Genomic DNA, 16,545 nt, shown 5'->3' with positions numbered 1-16,545 from the left:
CAGAGTAAACTATGTTTGGATCTCAAAGATAAAAAACTCCATTATTATATATCTGCCCCTGTATTCAGTAAGGACATTCAAAAGAAAAGCCGCGAAGGGGGAGGAATAGCAGAAGGTTTAAGACAGTCTAAAAATCAGCTGGATGCCCAATTTCCGAGTTCGCTTGCGGGACGTAATTATCAAGTCATCATTGTAGGGAAACAATTGCTCCAATATAAGGATTGGTTTAAAGTACTTGATGTCACGTTCCGCGATCCTCGCAATACGATTACCGACCGCATCATTGCTTTTGACGGTCCTATTGCGGATATTTTCAATTTTCAAGCCAAAGATAAGCCGCCGTTACCTTTATTTATAAAAACGGTTGTTTTGTTGTTAACACCCAATAGTTACATTCTGGTTCCTATCTAATAAAAAGGTGCCTACTTTTCAAGTAGCATGAGAAATTTTAAGATAAAACGCAAGAGGAGAAGCGGGCATAAAAGTAATTGAGGGGATGGTAGCGTCATGCCAATTGAAATCAAAGACATTGTGTCTAAGAAAATATTAAGTGAAGTAACAGGTTATCTAGATATTGGTTTTACTCATTCACTAAATCCCTATACGGGTTGTGCATTTGCTTGCGAATACTGTTACGTCAGAGAAATGCCTATTCAAAAGTTTAAGGATATTCCTTGGGGATCGTGGGTGGATGTTAAGAAAAATGCAGCAGAAAACTATCTAAGGGAAGTCTCTCTTCTAAGACGTAAAAATAAACCCATAAGTATATTCATGTCATCAGCCACAGATCCTTATCAACCTGTAGAGCAGAGGGCAAACATTACAAGAAGCCTATTGGAAGAAATGGATAAAAACCCACCAGATTCACTTCAAATTCAAACTAGAAGCCCGCTGGTTGCCAGAGACCTTGATATACTGCTGAAATTAAAGGAAAAATGTAGAATTATGGTTTCAATGACAATCGAGACAGATCGCGAAGACGTGAAACGAATTTTTTCGCCTTATGCTCCTGGAATAGATTTACGAGTTAAAGCCTTGAAAAAGATAAATGATGCAGGGATACATACACAAGTATCTATTTCCCCTGTGCTACCTTTTTCACCTAATTTCGCTAACATGTTACAAGGCATAACTGATCGAATTTGGATTGATACGCTATTGATTGGTGATGGTCAAATGGGGATGAGATCTAAGCGGTTAGGGATGCCACAATTATTTGAGGCGAACGGCTGGGAGAAATGGTACGAGAAAAGCATTCATCTGAAAGTCGAAAAATATTTTAAGGCAAGGTTTCCATCTGAAATTATTCATGTATCCAAAAACAATGCATATCCATTTTGATTTTAAATAGCCAATTATTTAATGAGGATCTTGTCCGTTTTTTCTTCATGCAATAGAAATATTGCAGAAACTGGTGTTCGAAGATCAACTCTCTCATACGAATTAATGGAGGACGCATGAGTCCTCCATTGACTTAACTTGAAGATGTAGAGGAATTTATTCTATTTTGAAATGACCGTGGAGTAACAATTTGACATCATTCACTCTGATGAATATCGTTTGGAAGTTCATCATTGAGTTTCTGGTACCCGAGTCCCCATGTTTCCATAGAGAATATAATTGGCTTCAGTGAATTTCCTAAATCACTTAAGCTGTATTCGACTCTCGGAGGGACTTCTGCAAAAACAGTACGAATGACAATTCCATCCTCTTCCATTGAACGTAAATTTTCAGTGAGAACCTTTTGACTGATCTCCGGGATACTTTTACGAAGTTCTCCGAATCGATGAGTTCCCTTCAAAAGATCCCTCATAACCAATAACTTCCACTTGTTACCTATCAATCCAACTGTCGTTGCGACGGGACACAACGGCAACTCTTTTTTTGAAATCACTGTATTATCGCCTCCAATAGTTACTATTAGTTTCCTATATAACAAAAAGGTGCCTACTTTCAAAATCAATACATTGCTTATATTATAATTCTGTCAATGAAAAATCAAATTAAAATAAATGAAAGGAGGAGGGAGTTTGCAAGAGAGTTTATGCAACTGAGTGACTATTTTTCGAATCATATGTTAACGTTCTTGAATTCTTGGAGACAGCATTTAGAGATCAGTTTATTGGCTCTGCAACCTAGAGATAAAATAATAGTTACAAAAAGGTTCCTATATAACAAAAAGGTGCCTACTTACCAATTATCTAAAGTAGCGATAAAATTTAAGTGAAGGCATATGCTCACGAAAATAGAAAGGGGTTTAAATATGACGATTACAGAAAACAAACAATTGATGCATCGTTTCACGAACTTCATTAATACGGCAAGCAAGGAACTTGCTGAAGAATTGATTTCTCCAGATGCTGTTTTTTATGTACCTATGCAAAAAGAACCAATGAATGGTCCAAGTGGTTATCTCTCCATAATTCATATGATGAGATCTGGTTTTTCCGATATACAATGGACTGTTAAGGAGCTGGTAGCAGAAGAGGATCTAGTAGCAGCTCATTTTGTCATGAAGGGCACACAAGACGGAGAGTTTCTCGGGTTTCCACCAACGAGCAAAAAAATCGAAGTAAATGCAATGAATTTTTATCGGATCTCTAATGGCCAAATTATTGAAGAGTATGGTCAACCCGATATGCTTGGCTTGCTTCAACAAATAGGGGCAATTCCAAAAGCATAATTAGATTAAAGTAGAAGAGGGACTGCATTTTGCAATCCCTCTTCTTAGTGATTTTACAATTAGGAAATATAAACTACTAGTTTTAGCCTAGTTTTTGCGAACCATTGGACCACACGGATTTGATTGACAAGGTATCTGAAATATTAGTGATCGGATCACCGTTTATGAGAATAAGATCAGCACGTGCACCTTCGGTAATCCGGCCACGATCATGTAGACCAAAGCAACGGGCCGGTTTGGAAGTAGCCGACTGAAGAGCTTCGATCGGAGTGAACCCAGCCTTCACCAGCAGCTGCATTTCGTGATGAACACTGGCCCCATGAGCAAGACCACCAAGGTTCGGAACGGGAACCGGTGCGACATCCGTCCCTACAAGAATATCAACTCCGGCACGGTGAAGATCCATCAGATTCTTAAAGCTGTTCTCCATATTGCCTTGTGGGAATGTATTGAAGCTTGAGTTCAAGATATCGATCCAATCAGGACTTAATTTGGAATGAACTCGTGGATCATTAGCCAATTCTGATGCCGGATTACCTATAATCGATGAATTCAACACCAAGCACGGTGTAACAAAAGCTCCAGAATCAGCTATGGATTTGACCAATTCGGACGTGTACTCGGGTCTGTCGATAAACAAGTGGCCCAAACCGTCGACTCCAAAATCGATGGCTGCTTTCGATGAAAGAGCCGTCAAGACGTGGGCAATGACCAACTTATCGAACTTGTGGGCTTCAGTAACAGCTGTTTTTAGAATCTCGTCACTTAGAACAGGCAGGCCAGGTGCACCCATGACCGTTCCCTCTTCAATCATGATCTTAATATAGTCAGATCCATTCTCCACTTGGGTATGCACATGTTTGATCGCTTCTTCAACTGTCGTCACTTGAGGTATTTCGTCGTGATCGTGAGCGTAGGCGGCCAACATTGCTTCCCGGTCTTCCTCCGACAACTTCTCTAGTTCCTTTAATACGAATTCAGGTATTTCATCTCCATCAGGCAGTAATTCATCTGGGTGCCCACCAGGAGCGGTAATCGCCGTACCAGCAGATCGAACGTCTGCGATGTCATCCACATTTTTTAGCTGAATTTCGCGCCCTCTTTTCGTAAAATCGCCGTTCATTTCAAGTTCTGTTGTAACACCGAATTTTAAGGCATCTCGTAATCCACCAATGGAGGTATGGACATGTGCATCAATCAGACCAGGTATTAATGTCGCATTTTCTCCATCGATAATTGTTGCATCGCTTGGGATGTCTCCGCCCACTGAAATAATGGAAACCCCTTTAATGACAATATGTCTGGGAGCAATAATTTGATATCCATCAAAGATTCGTACATTTGTAATCGCCGTAATTTCTTCAGACCCAGCATTCTGATTTAATTTCTCCATCATAAATCCTCCTAATGTGTTTGTAACTGAACACTTCGCAGTATAACTGTTAGATATCTAACAGTCAATAGTCTAACTTTTGTTTGACAAGCCTACTGGGATCACTGTATATTTTAGCTACTTACAATTAGATTCCTAACAATTACAGAGGGGACGATGGACGGTCATGCCTTCCCGAGAAGATACGCCTTATATGGAGTTGTTTCAAATTATCGGTCTTAAGTTAAAGAAAAGAGCGGATGAGAGTATAAAAGAGCTAGGATTAAGTTCTCAACAAGGAAAAGTAATCGATTATATTTATGAGAATCAAGATAATCATATTATTCAAAAGGATCTTGCAGATCGGTTTCATCTGCGTGGGGCAAGCGTTACAAGCATGCTTCAAGGTCTAGAGCAAAAAGGTTTCATCGAACGTAAAATCCCGGCCAATAATGAACGGCAAAAAAATATTTATGTATTACCAAAAGCGGTTGACTTGATTGAAGACTTCAATAACTCATTTCAAAAAGTGGAGGATGAAATCGTTCAAGCCCTTAATGACGAGGAGAAGCAAATCTTAAAGAAATTACTGATCAGAATTAATGAACGCATATAATAGACTGGCAGGCAGAGGTAACTGGTGGCCATAGAACACTGATGACATTGATTTCTCATCAGGAATTATTACTTACAATGGAACGAAAATCTTGGATCAAGAAGATATTTTTCAAGTCAATACTGCATCGTTTGAAAATCTTTCTATTTAAGGCGGTATATTAATGAACAAACTTGAAATTAAAGTATCTAACTATAATCCCAAGTATGCTGAACATACAGTGAAAATGTGGAGAGATAGTAAGGAACGGGCAATTGGTCAGGCTGAAACCCATAGCTTCGAAAACCATCTATATTTTTTAAATCATATACTATCTAAACAGTATCAAATAGATTTAGCGTTAATTGATGAAAAAGTAGTTGGAATGATTGCCTATAGTGAAACTGAGATAAGCCAACTTTATATTCATATTGATTATCAAGGGAATGGAATAGGGCGAACCTTGCTTAATAAAGCAAAAGCACAAGCAAATGGAAAATTAACTTTATATACATTTGAAGTGAATAAAAATGCCCAAAGATTTTATGAGAATAATGGATTTGAAATTACTGGTAGAGGACAAGAAAATGAAGAGAATTTACCTGATATACGATATGAATTGAAGTTGTAAAAATCGAATATAAAGTTACATTCAAAAAAGTGAACAGTCTGCAGGTTAGCAGGATGCTTGACCACCCAACCATTTTCACTGGAAATGTAATCCCATGTATTTGTCTTGACAGTAATTGAGTCTGACTCGTAATATTTAAAGTGGAGATGTAGGAAAGGGGACTCGCCGGACAATGTGGACTTCCTTGTAATGGTTATCTAAACTGGATCGCTCGACTTGGTGTTTTGGTTATAACCACACGCCTGGTTTGTGATGCCGATCCGCAATCATTCAAGGGACGCGAGGAACCGTTTGAATCAAACCCGGGCGCGGATACTTGATGTATCCGCTTTTTGTTATACCTAGGATAATTCCATCTCCAATGAAAAATGGTTTTCTCCCTCCCTTATTAAACGGAGGTAATAAAATGACCAAACTATACGGAAAAACCGCTATTGTGACAGGCACAAGCCGCCCCGGAGGTATTGGAACCGCTGTCTGCCGCACGTTGGCACAAGAAGGCGCTAATGTGTTCTATACCCATCTGTACGATTACGATAAAACAGAGAATCCGGGGGATGCCGACAAAAACTGGCCGGATCTCTTCGCCGAAGAACTTCGCTCTTATGGCATTAAGGCAGCGCATATGGAGGTCGATCTTACCGATCCCAATTCTCCAGCGCAACTGCTTGATGCATGCCGATCGGCTCTCGGGCTGCCGACCATTCTCGTCAACAACGCTACCTACAGTGTAGCAGCTGATTTCCGTCAATTAAATGCATCATTGATCGATGCGCACTGTGCCATGAACATTCGAGGTACATTCATGCTATCGGCCGAATTTGCGCGTATGCTGGAGGTTGAACTGGCCGTCCATCAGGACCTTTGCGGCGGCCGGATCATCAACCTCACGTCCGGTCAAGGTAAGGGGCCGATGCCTGGCAATCTCGCTTATGCCGCAACAAAAGGCGCTGTCTCCACCTTTACCGAATGTCTATCTGCTGAACTGGCTCCGTTTCACATTACTGTGAATGCGGTTGATCCCGGGCCTACTGATACGGGTTGGATGTCAGAAGAAGTGAAAAAAGCTTTGCTACCGGAATTTCCGATGGGCAGGATCGGTCTTCCTGAAGATGTATCCCGTCTGATTGCTTTTCTGGCAAGCGACGATTCCCAATGGATCACCGGACAAATCATTCATTCTAGAGGTGGTTTCTAATTTCCATAAAACCAAAGGAGGCCGCCGATCAACAGGATCGGCGGCTTTATTCGACTACCGGGTGGAAACTACGCTTTGTGAAGAAGATGATGCAACGGTGGCGAAAGAAGCTTTACGTCAATACCCAATCAATTGGGTAAAACTTGTCGTCTCCGCCTGTTAACGTCTTCGGAACGCTCCACCGCGCGCCAGAGCATAGAAAATCAAGAGAGCAATGATTGACCCGACGATCGCGGGTATGATATGAAATCCACCCACCACCGGCCCCCTCGGTCCCAACAGTTCATACCCTAACCACGATCCAACAAAGCCAGCAATGATATTGCCGAGTACACCTCCCGGTACGTCCCGTCCAATCAGATTTCCGCTTAACCAGCCAATTAGCCCACCGACAATAAGTATCCAGATTAAATACACGAATTGGTCCCCCTTCTATTGGTTTATTACAAGTTATGTTTCGTTAGGGGGAATGTTGCGGATCATCTGCGAATCGACCACTAAACCATTTCCATTTTAATCCAAGGGTAGTAAAATCGGTTGTACCACCACTAGTATGAATGCTGGTGCAGATGGGGATGGAGATGGCCAGTATAGAAAGGAGGCGCTCAGGTGTTTATGTTTCGAAGTCCTTTTATTACAGCCTTGTTGATGATGTTTCTGATGTCAGGCTTGTCTGCTTGTTCTGAGTCAGAGCAATCGGAAGATAGGGGTGCTTCGACAAAGGCTGACGTCACGGAGCAGATACAGAGCCTTAATCTGAATCTAGAAGAACCATCATGGAAGCTGGATACCACCCCCGTGAATCTAACGTGGTTCGTTGGAGCCGAATGGTACGGGCATACTTGGGGTGAGAGCCTGACTTCCAAATATGTCACCCAAAAAACAGGGGTCAATATCGAATTTGAAGTATCAACTGGTGAACCAAGCGAGATGTTATCACGAATGTTGACGACCGGTAGTCTGCCGGATCTGATAACTATCGGCTCCTGGGAGAGTGCGGTTAACAAACTTCGGGAGAGTAATCTCATCTATGCCTTGGATGAGCTAGCAAACAAGTACGATCCTTACTTTTACAAGGTAGCAGGTGATGGTTCTCTACAATGGTATCGGCAGGAAGACGGCCATACCTATGTCATCCCCAATGATGCGTACAGTCCCGAACAGATGCGTTCAACCGGCTTGACGGGAGCGAACCAAACCTTTCTCGTACGAAAAGATCTGTATGAGTCGATGGGCAAACCGGACCTTACCACACCGAAAGGTTTTCTAAATGCATTGCAATTGCTGAAGAATCAATATTCTGTTTATAAAGGTCAGCTGATCAGTCCGTTTTGGGCACAGGGGAATGCATCCTATGGGATGACCGAATATTTGCAAAATCTGCTTGCGATCCCCCATGAACAGAACGGTAAAGTATACGACCGAATGACAGATCCGGATTATATTGAGTGGCTGAAAACATTTCGTATCGCTTACGAGCAGGGCCTGATTAATGTTGATTTTCTGGTCGACTCCAGTGCACAGGTGCAGGAAAAAACCAACCAAGCCCAATATTTTATGATGATTCGGGAATGGACAGACATATCGGACCTTAATTCGAAATTGGAAGTCCTTACGAATCAGAATTCATACTATATTGCTGTAGATGGACCCCGGAGCAGCAGGGGAGAATCCGCCAAACTGTTTCCCGGCAGCATGGATGGCTGGATGGTTACGTTGATTAGCAAATCCACGGAAAACCCTGAACGGGCCATTCGATTTTTGACCTATCTGGCCAGCGAAGAAGGCCAAAGGGATTTATTTTTGGGCAAAGAAGGTGAAACCTGGGAGATGAAAAACGGCAAACCACAGTTGACGGCGGCAATGGTTCAGTTGCATGACACGGATAGGGAGCGGCTGGAAAAGGAATATGGCATTATGGATACCTACTGGATGCTGCGAAACCCTGCTTTCGTTAACAAGTGGAGACCAGAGAATGCCCCATCCATTAAGCAAATGGAGGAGTTCGCCAACCAACAGGCCGACCTGGACAGCGGCATCTATAAGGGACTAGATCCTATAGGGGATTCCGATATCGCGTTAGCCTGGTCACGTATTTCTCAGAACTGGGAAGAAGTGTTGCCAGAACTGATTACAGCGAAGGATGAAGCTGCCTTTGACAAAATTTTTGAGAATTTTCTGATACGTCGTGTGAACTACGGCTTTAACCAGGTGATGGAATATCGCCAGGCTGAACTGGAACTGCGAAAAGCCAAGATAGCCAGATAACCATTCCTACTACATTGTTAATTATCAGCTAACTAGTAATATATGGTATAACCAAAGGTGGTGAATACATCAGAATGAAATACCTACTAACGAGATTGAGGAAGCTTTATCGCAATGCCCGTATATCCCAAAAGCTGTTTCTGGCATTTAGCCTGATGATTGCCATACCTGTTATTTTGATATCCTTTGTGTATATCCGCATGCAAGAAACCCAGCTATATAAGGATGCTATGGCAACGGGCAACAGCCACGTTTCATGGCTGAATGAACAATTGCGCAGAAGAATGGATATGATTGAGAACGTTTCCAATACAGCCCTTACTCAAAAGTCATTTGTGGATTTTATTCATTCCAATATGCTTGTGGATGGACTGCGTCTGGTGAAGTTTAAGCAGAACCAGTTTGAGCAAATGCTTAATATCATTCAAAGCAATGCGATGATCAGTGAGCTTAGCTTTTACGTCGATAACCCAAACTTGTATGAAATCTGGCCTGAAATCTATCATTATAAGAAATTTTGGCCGCAGGATTATTGGGTAAAGCTTCGGGACGAAGGTGGTGCGGCTTACCGTTTATTTTCTTTTAGGGATGGTGAACACACATTATCCTACTATCGTCTGGTTCGCCTTCAAGGGCAGGAACAAAAACGCCCTAGTATTATGGAAGTGCGAGTCCCGCACAGCATGTTTTTCAGCGACCTTCTCCAGGAGAGCAAGGGGGACTTCTTTTCGGTGTTGATGAACGCAAGTGATCCTCCCCAGTATGTTTACAATCCCCAGCATGAGTTTTCTGAGAAGTACGGGCAGGGGATGGAGGAGATCCTTGGCAGTATTCATCACCAGCTGGATATATTACCGGAGGAAAGCCCGCTTCAGGTTAAGGTGGGAGATCAGAGCTTCTATGCATTGTATCGATACATCGCTCCGTTGAACACTTATGTGGTCGAGATTGCTTCCCATCAGGCATTGATGAAGGGGCCGCGCAGTTGGTATGCATTTGTGGTAACGATTACATTATGTGTATTGCTGCTGATTATGCTACTCGTATCCCAAACGACACGGCGTATTTTCCGGCGGTTGGACAGCGTACTGGTATCCATGCGTCAGGTACGGAAAGGCGAGCTGGATGCAATGATTGATACAGGCCTTGATGAGAACGAAAGAGGGGATGAAATCGATGAGGTGGCGGTGAATTACAATAAAATGTTACATGAGGTCAAACGTCTAATGACACAGGTCGTGGATAAACAGTTAATTGCCAAAAACGCACAGTTGCACTCGCTACATTCGCAGATTAATTCTCATTTTTTATATAACGCCCTGGAATCGATCCGTATGGTGGCAGAGGTACAGAAGCAGCCTGCTATAGCCAATTCATTGGTGTCGTTGGGCTCGCAGCTACGTTACAGCATGCAGTGGCGTAGCGATACCGTTGCTTTTCGTGAGGAGCTTGCCAATATCCAAAGTTATATTGAATTTATCAACTTTATGGAAGGCGGCAGTATCGTTGTGACGGCGGATCTTCCTCAGGAGATACTTCGCTACGCCATTCCCAAGATGTGTATGCAGCCCATCGTTGAAAATGTAGTTCATCACGGGGAACCTTCAGGCGGCAGGGTAACTATAGAGATTACCTTTTCTGTGGAGAATGACAGTCTGCTTTTCATTAACATAAGAGATGACGGAAAGGGGTTAGAGCCTGAGATGTTACACCGTCTTCAGGCAGTACTGAGGAGCGAATCGGATACACCGATGGTTACTAGCAGGAGCGGACTTGGTTTGGAAAACGTGAATAAGCGATTACAGCTTCATTATGGCAAGAATTGCGGTCTTTGGATTGATAGTGTTCAAGGTGCATATACCTGTGTAACGATACGCTTGCCTTGGGAAAATGTAAATCTTGGAGGGTGGTAGAGCATGATTAATATCCTGATTGTGGACGATCAAAAACACATTCGTGACGGCCTGCAGGCCATGCTGCATCAATTTCCTCTGGAGCTGAACAACATATACTGTGCCGCGAGTGGGATTGAGGCGCTGTCCCTATTGCAGCTGCATTGCATTCACATCGTTATTACCGATATTATGATGCCCGATATGGATGGGTTGACGCTCATGGCTCAAACCAAAGAGGAATACAGGGATGTGGAATACCTCATTATCAGTGGTTATAGTGATTTTACATATGCCCAAAAAGCGATCGGGCTTGGGGCAAAGGGTTACTTGCTCAAACCTTTGAAGCGAGAGGATCTGCAACATTCCCTGGAGCAAATATGGCAAGAGATCCAGACACGGCAGGCACTTACACATAATATGCAGCGTGTATCCCGCCTCGCCCAAGAGACCGATCGTAAAGAATTAAGAATGTTTATGCAAGGTGCGTTAAGTGATGACACATGGATCCTTCAGATTGAGGAACAACAAGATGCGTTATGGCGTAATTATCGCCTAGCCCTGCTGCGGGAAGAAGTTTACATGAACCAGCCCGGAGCCAGCAGCGCTCATAGTATGGAAGCCATTGCTTGTCGTGTGTTTGGCAGACAAGGTTGTATTTGCCTGCAGCATCGCCCATACCTGATCCTTGCGGTGGATGCGTCCATAGATTCAAGTGTTTTGCCTGCAGCGCTCAAGGAAGGAAAGATCAATGCCATAACGGCCATGACTAACCCGATGCAGGGGTTAAAAGAACTACCCGACAGCTATACCCAAGTGCTTGAGCTCTATCGCCACAGTTACCTGTTTCCTGATCAGTACAGTATCTCCCCAGCACATATTGAGCATATGGAACAGCAGTGGCAACTGCCCTATGAAGACTTATATGAACTGTTCCAGTCGATTGGAACAGATAACAGCGGAACAATTACTCAGGGTATTTCTGCAATATTTCACAAAAAGGTGCTGCAACGTTATCCTATTCGCTATACCCAACAGCTCTGCGCCGCCACCGTTCAGATGATGGAGGAATACCAACGAGTTATCCACCCTTATATGGGGGAAGAAGTGCTGGATCTTGAATCCTTGCGTAATCTCTTTGATTATCAAGGGATACGTGAGTATCTACAAGCACTGCAACAGCAGCTGCTTCGGCTGAATCAGTTATATTATGACTATAAGTGCAGCTATCGCCATTCGCAGGATCTAAATGAAGCCATTCGTTTTATACACGAGAGTTACCACAAACCGCTGGACCTCGCGATGGTATCCAATCATGTATCGCTTAATTATGCTTATTTTTCAAATCTGTTTAAGAAGAATATTGGTAAAGGTTTTGCTGAATACCTACGAGATGTGCGTCTGGATAAAGCGCGGCGGCTTCTCGCCGAAACCGATCATAAAATTGTGGAGGTGGCTGCTATGGTTGGCTATGAAAGCTATAAAAGCTTTACACGCGCGTTCCGACTTGCGATGCAGATCCAACCCACAGAGTACCGACAGATGATGCGGCAGAAGGCAGAATGAATCAAAAGCCAAAAAAATGGGATACCACAAAAACAATTGTACCTTTTCAGCGAATTAATCTATTCGATAGAATAAAGATACCCCTTCATGTAAGCGATTTCCTTAATGCGCATGGATTGGGAGAAGCTAATATTTTATTAAAGGAGGACTATCATGAAACCATCTCACTTTGCGGCGAAACGGTTTATGAAAAAGGTACTCGGTATGTTCCTTGTGGTTGTGATGCTGACTAGTATTGGCATACTGCCAGCTTCAAAGGTTCAGGCAGCGGGAACTACCGTAACCTCAATGGAGTACTTCTCACCAGCAGACGGGCCTGTTATTTCAAAATCAGGGGTTGGCAAGGCCAGCTACGGATTTGTTATGCCTAAGTTCAATGGAGGCTCCGCGACATGGAATGATGTTCACAGTGATGTCGGCGTGAATGTAAAAGTGGGCAACAACTGGGTTGATATCGACCAGGCAGGCGGTTATATCTATAACCAAAACTGGGGGCACTGGAGCGATGGCGGCTTCAATGGTTATTGGTTCACCCTCTCCGCAACAACTGAGATTCAACTGTACTCCAAAGCGAATGGTGTTAAGCTGGAGTATCAACTTGTATTCCAAAACATCAACAAAACAACTATCACCGCGATGAATCCAACACAAGGTCCACAAATCACAGCAAGTTTCACAGGCGGTGCAGGCTTTACATATCCAACGTTCAACAATAATCCTGCGGTCACTTATGAAGCTGTTGCGGATGATTTGAAGGTGTATGTCAAACCTGTAAACAGCAGCACCTGGATTGATATTGACAATAACGCAGCCAGCGGCTGGATCTACGATCACAACTTTGGCCAATTCACCGACGGTGGAGGAGGCTACTGGTTTAACGTAACGGAATCGATCAATGTCAAATTGGAATCAAAGACTTCTTCGGCTAATCTTGTTTATACCATTACGTTTAATGAACCTACAAGAAATTCATATGTTATTACGCCATACGAAGGAACAACCTTCACAGCAGATGCGAATGGTTCCATCGGGGTTCCGCTTCCCAAAATTGATGGGGGGGCGCCAATCGCCAAGGAACTAGGCAATTTTGTATACCAGATTAACATGAATGGGCAATGGGTTGATTTGAGTAACTCCAGCCAGAGCAAATTTGCATACTCCGCTAATGGGTATAACAATATGTCCGATGCCAACCAGTGGGGTTACTGGGCCGATTATATCTATGGTCTTTGGTTCCAGCCAATCCAAGAAAATATGCAGATCCGTATCGGATATCCGCTGAACGGACAGGCGGGTGGAAATATTGGCAACAACTTCGTCAACTATACCTTCATCGGCAATCCAAATGCTCCGCGTCCGGATGTATTCGATCAAGAGGATATCTCAATCGGAACGCCAACCGACCCGGCAATCGCGGGCATGAACCTCATTTGGCAGGATGAATTCAATGGAACTACGCTGGATACAAATAAATGGAACTATGAAACAGGATATTATCTCAATAACGATCCCGGTACTTGGGGATGGGGAAATGCAGAACTGCAGCACTACACAAACAGCACTCAAAATGTTTATGTACAGGACGGGAAGCTGAATATCAAAGCCATGAACGACAGCAAATCTTTCCCACAAGACCCGAATCGGTATGCACAGTATTCTTCGGGAAAGATTAACACCAAGGATAAGCTGTCCTTGAAATACGGCAGAGTCGATTTTCGTGCCAAGCTTCCTACAGGTGATGGTGTATGGCCAGCACTGTGGATGCTTCCAAAAGATTCAGTATACGGCACTTGGGCTGCATCAGGTGAAATTGATGTTATGGAAGCGAGAGGCCGTCTGCCTGGATCAGTAAGCGGTACCATACACTTTGGTGGACAATGGCCCGGGAACCAGTATTCCGGCGGCGATTATCACTTCCCGGAGGGGCAAACTTTTGCCAATGATTATCATGTATACTCGGTAGTCTGGGAAGAGGACAACATTAAATGGTATGTAGACGGCAAGTTTTACTATAAAGTCACTAACGAGCAGTGGTATTCCGCAGCTGCACCGAATAATCCGAATGCACCTTTTGATGAGCCGTTCTACCTCATTATGAATTTGGCAGTCGGCGGAAACTTTGACGGCGGCCGTACTCCGAACGCCTCCGATATCCCGGCGACGATGCAAGTGGATTATGTGCGCGTGTATAAAGAACAGTAATTTGCGATTTCGGATAGAGCGAATGAAGATCAGATGGAACAGATGCTGGGCAAACCGGAGATCCTGAAATCTCATACTCTATAATTGGCTTACGACCGATTCCCAATATTTTTACCTGGGAATCGGTCGTTTAATTTTAGAATTGATAATGTAGTTCATCGGCTGCAACTCTTGTCGAAGGACATGAACATTAGGAGGAAATATGAATCAGAAAGAATTTGAATCAGTCATCAATCTCCCTGCAAATATTCGTTATGAATACTTCATCAAAAAAGTAGTGGATTCAGAAGAAGTGTGGGGGCTTTATGAGAATGGTTGGTCAGTTACTGAAGATGATAAAGGTAATAAATTACTTCCATTTTGGCCTAAGAAAGAATTCGCGGAATACTGTGCAACTGATGGTTGGGAAATTTACTCAAGTAAACGTATGGATTTGTACGAGTTCATAGACGATTTTCTACCCAATTTAAAAAAAGAGGGTTTTAAACCTTCAATATTCTTAAATAATGCTGATTCTGCTGTATTAGAAGTCGATATACTAATTGAGGATTTAAAGACAGGACTTGAAAAATACTAACTTAAAACCTCAACGAAGGAGTTTGGAAAACCGTGAAAAATACGAGACGTAAACGAATAAAATTGGGTGATATCTACGCTATACCTCTGCCTAACGGTAAGTTTGCCTTTGGGAAAAGGCTTAAAGATGCCAGCATTGCAATCTATAATGTGATAAGTGACACGATAGAAGAGATACCTCAAGAAGAGGAATACCAATTTATCGTGGGTGTATATGATGATGTACTGAAATCAGGCAATTGGCCGGTCATTGAGAATCGTCCATTCCCGGATGAAGAAGAGGCATGGCCCCCACCTGCCTGTATCATTGATAGGATATCAGGAGGGTATGAAATATATCATTTGGGAGAGATTAGACCTTCTACTCGCGAAGAATGTGAAGGGTTAGAGATGGCGGCTGCTTGGGAAGCCCATCATATTGTTGATAGAATAATGGGAGATGATAAGTGGCACCGAGACCCGAATAAATAGTGTACGAGTATACCATCTATGGTTCCAGAGATCAGGTGTAGCAGTTTGAACCGCTTTTTCACTTTCCAATACAAACATTAAGTCACGGCCTACATACGTTTCTATAGGGGTAACACCAAGCGCTTCAACCATTTGCTCTGTTTAAGTAAACTCTTCTGGCATCTTATATAATCAAAAATCAACCGAGCCAAGCCCTCCTTTTACAAAGAGGGGCTTAGCTTGTTTTGCATTCAGAGGTAAGTAAAAATGCAAAGTGAACTTGACACATAATGCAAAGTGAACTATGCTAAAAATGCAAAGTAAACATTGCAAGGACGTGATCACTTGAAGACAAGAATTGCAGAACTGCGTAAGCAGCATAAGCTGTCACAGGAAGAGCTGGGACGAATTGTTGGTGTTACCCGGCAAACCATTACCTCTCTTGAAAGGGGAAAATACACGGCTTCCCTTATTCTTGCTTACAAAATTGCCAATTTTTTTGGACTCGCCATTGAAGATGTTTTTGATTTCAGCGAAGTGGAGGAAATGTAAATGGACAAGTACAAGATTAAAATAAAAACTCGCAAAAACGTACTGTCACTGGTAGCCACTGCTACCCTATTGATCTATGTAGGACTTATATTTTACCGAGGTGGACTACCCGATTTACCTAGTTTTATAAAGGGATTTCACACAGGCGCTTTTATCGGGGTTGAAGTGGCCGTCGCTTTTTTCCTAGTCAGGTATATAAAAGCCAGTAATAATGAAGCCGAGCTGAAGAAGCAGTATATTGAGGAGAATGACGAGCGGAGTGTAATGATACTCCAGAGAGCCGGCACACTCAGCACAGCAATCATTCTCATTGGTATGGGCATCGCCTCCGTGATCGCCGGTTTCTTTAATCCCTTGATATTCTATACCTTACTAACTTGCTTATTATTTGTTTTAATCGTATTTTTTGCACTGTGGATGTTTTATGCGAGAAAAATTTAAGGTTTAGATCAAAGCAGTGGAGAGAGGTGAATGTTTACCGGATATCGATTTACGGACAGGTTATTTTCGGTATATGGTATTATTTGTTTGATGGAGTAAACTAAAGCTTGAGACAAACA

Annotated in this window: 17 protein-coding genes; 14 read left to right on the top strand and 3 right to left on the bottom strand. The window is 42.9% G+C overall.

The window, feature by feature from the left end; all coding sequences use genetic code 11:
- Positions 1-15 precede the first annotated feature (15 nt).
- Both PAEAM_RS11120 and PAEAM_RS11115 read left to right on the top strand, forming a co-directional pair.
- Positions 16-411: a Ger(x)C family spore germination protein gene (locus tag PAEAM_RS11120; RefSeq protein WP_100527526.1), complete on the top strand. Its 396-nt coding sequence runs from the start codon at positions 16-18 to the stop codon at positions 409-411.
- A gap of 96 nt (positions 412-507) precedes the next feature.
- Positions 508-1,341: an SPL family radical SAM protein gene (locus PAEAM_RS11115; protein ID WP_100527525.1), complete on the top strand. Its 834-nt coding sequence runs from the start codon at positions 508-510 to the stop codon at positions 1,339-1,341.
- A gap of 196 nt (positions 1,342-1,537) precedes the next feature.
- On the opposite strand, the gene PAEAM_RS11110 is transcribed toward PAEAM_RS11115, so the two are convergent.
- Positions 1,538-1,894: a winged helix-turn-helix transcriptional regulator gene (locus PAEAM_RS11110; RefSeq protein WP_036613919.1), complete on the bottom strand. Its 357-nt coding sequence runs from the start codon at positions 1,892-1,894 to the stop codon at positions 1,538-1,540.
- Between the two features lie 369 nt (positions 1,895-2,263).
- On the opposite strand from PAEAM_RS11110, the gene PAEAM_RS11100 reads away from it, so the two are divergent.
- Entirely contained in the window at positions 2,264-2,683 is a 420-nt protein-coding gene (locus PAEAM_RS11100) for an ester cyclase (protein WP_100527523.1), read from the top strand.
- A gap of 82 nt (positions 2,684-2,765) precedes the next feature.
- On the opposite strand, the gene PAEAM_RS11095 is transcribed toward PAEAM_RS11100, so the two are convergent.
- Entirely contained in the window at positions 2,766-4,076 is a 1,311-nt protein-coding gene (locus tag PAEAM_RS11095) for an amidohydrolase family protein (RefSeq protein WP_100527522.1), read from the bottom strand.
- A 166-nt stretch (positions 4,077-4,242) separates the two neighbouring features.
- Between PAEAM_RS11095 and PAEAM_RS11090 the strand changes: the two genes are divergently transcribed.
- The 3 genes from PAEAM_RS11090 (at position 4,243) to PAEAM_RS11080 (ending at position 6,479) form a co-directional block, all read left to right on the top strand.
- The gene (locus PAEAM_RS11090) at positions 4,243-4,671 is read left to right on the top strand and encodes a MarR family winged helix-turn-helix transcriptional regulator (protein ID WP_036613915.1); all 429 of its coding nucleotides are present in this window, start codon (positions 4,243-4,245) and stop codon (positions 4,669-4,671) included.
- Between the two features lie 163 nt (positions 4,672-4,834).
- Positions 4,835-5,281 (top strand): GNAT family N-acetyltransferase, encoded by a 447-nt coding sequence (locus tag PAEAM_RS11085; protein ID WP_036673639.1) that lies wholly within the window; start codon positions 4,835-4,837, stop codon positions 5,279-5,281.
- A 406-nt stretch (positions 5,282-5,687) separates the two neighbouring features.
- Entirely contained in the window at positions 5,688-6,479 is a 792-nt protein-coding gene (locus PAEAM_RS11080; protein ID WP_100527521.1) for an SDR family oxidoreductase, read from the top strand.
- A 159-nt stretch (positions 6,480-6,638) separates the two neighbouring features.
- Here PAEAM_RS11080 and PAEAM_RS11075 read toward each other — a convergent pair whose 3' ends face one another.
- Positions 6,639-6,896, bottom strand: a complete 258-nt coding sequence (locus tag PAEAM_RS11075; RefSeq protein ID WP_074095306.1) for a GlsB/YeaQ/YmgE family stress response membrane protein — start codon at positions 6,894-6,896, stop codon at positions 6,639-6,641.
- Positions 6,897-7,094: 198 nt separating this feature from the next.
- On the opposite strand from PAEAM_RS11075, the gene PAEAM_RS11070 reads away from it, so the two are divergent.
- The 8 genes from PAEAM_RS11070 to PAEAM_RS11030 all read left to right on the top strand — a co-directional run bounded on the left by PAEAM_RS11070 (position 7,095) and on the right by PAEAM_RS11030 (position 16,426).
- Positions 7,095-8,747 carry an extracellular solute-binding protein gene (locus PAEAM_RS11070; RefSeq protein ID WP_243391327.1) on the top strand — a complete coding sequence of 551 codons (1,653 nt, stop codon included), beginning with the start codon at positions 7,095-7,097 and terminating at the stop codon, positions 8,745-8,747.
- A 95-nt stretch (positions 8,748-8,842) separates the two neighbouring features.
- Complete coding sequence (locus PAEAM_RS11065) at positions 8,843-10,660, top strand: sensor histidine kinase (RefSeq protein WP_165789876.1); 1,818 nt, start codon at positions 8,843-8,845, stop codon at positions 10,658-10,660.
- 3 nt (positions 10,661-10,663) lie between these two features.
- Complete coding sequence (locus tag PAEAM_RS11060) at positions 10,664-12,205, top strand: response regulator (protein ID WP_100527518.1); 1,542 nt, start codon at positions 10,664-10,666, stop codon at positions 12,203-12,205.
- Positions 12,206-12,358: 153 nt separating this feature from the next.
- Positions 12,359-14,407 (top strand): glycoside hydrolase family 16 protein, encoded by a 2,049-nt coding sequence (locus tag PAEAM_RS11055; protein ID WP_243391301.1) that lies wholly within the window; start codon positions 12,359-12,361, stop codon positions 14,405-14,407.
- Positions 14,408-14,609: 202 nt separating this feature from the next.
- Positions 14,610-14,984: a DUF2750 domain-containing protein gene (locus PAEAM_RS11050; RefSeq protein ID WP_100527517.1), complete on the top strand. Its 375-nt coding sequence runs from the start codon at positions 14,610-14,612 to the stop codon at positions 14,982-14,984.
- A gap of 32 nt (positions 14,985-15,016) precedes the next feature.
- Entirely contained in the window at positions 15,017-15,454 is a 438-nt protein-coding gene (locus PAEAM_RS11045) for an Imm26 family immunity protein (RefSeq protein WP_100527516.1), read from the top strand.
- A gap of 324 nt (positions 15,455-15,778) precedes the next feature.
- Entirely contained in the window at positions 15,779-15,985 is a 207-nt protein-coding gene (locus PAEAM_RS11035) for a helix-turn-helix transcriptional regulator (RefSeq protein WP_036613900.1), read from the top strand.
- A complete protein-coding gene (locus tag PAEAM_RS11030) occupies positions 15,986-16,426 on the top strand; it encodes a hypothetical protein (protein ID WP_100527515.1) in 441 nt (146 codons plus the stop codon). It begins immediately after the preceding gene.
- Positions 16,427-16,545: the final 119 nt, after the last annotated feature.

It is taken from the genome of Paenibacillus sp. GM1FR (genome assembly GCF_002803315.1).
Taxonomy (GTDB): domain Bacteria; phylum Bacillota; class Bacilli; order Paenibacillales; family Paenibacillaceae; genus Paenibacillus; species Paenibacillus amylolyticus.
Note: the sequence above shows the minus strand (reverse complement) of the source record. Positions and strands in the feature narration are given on the sequence as shown.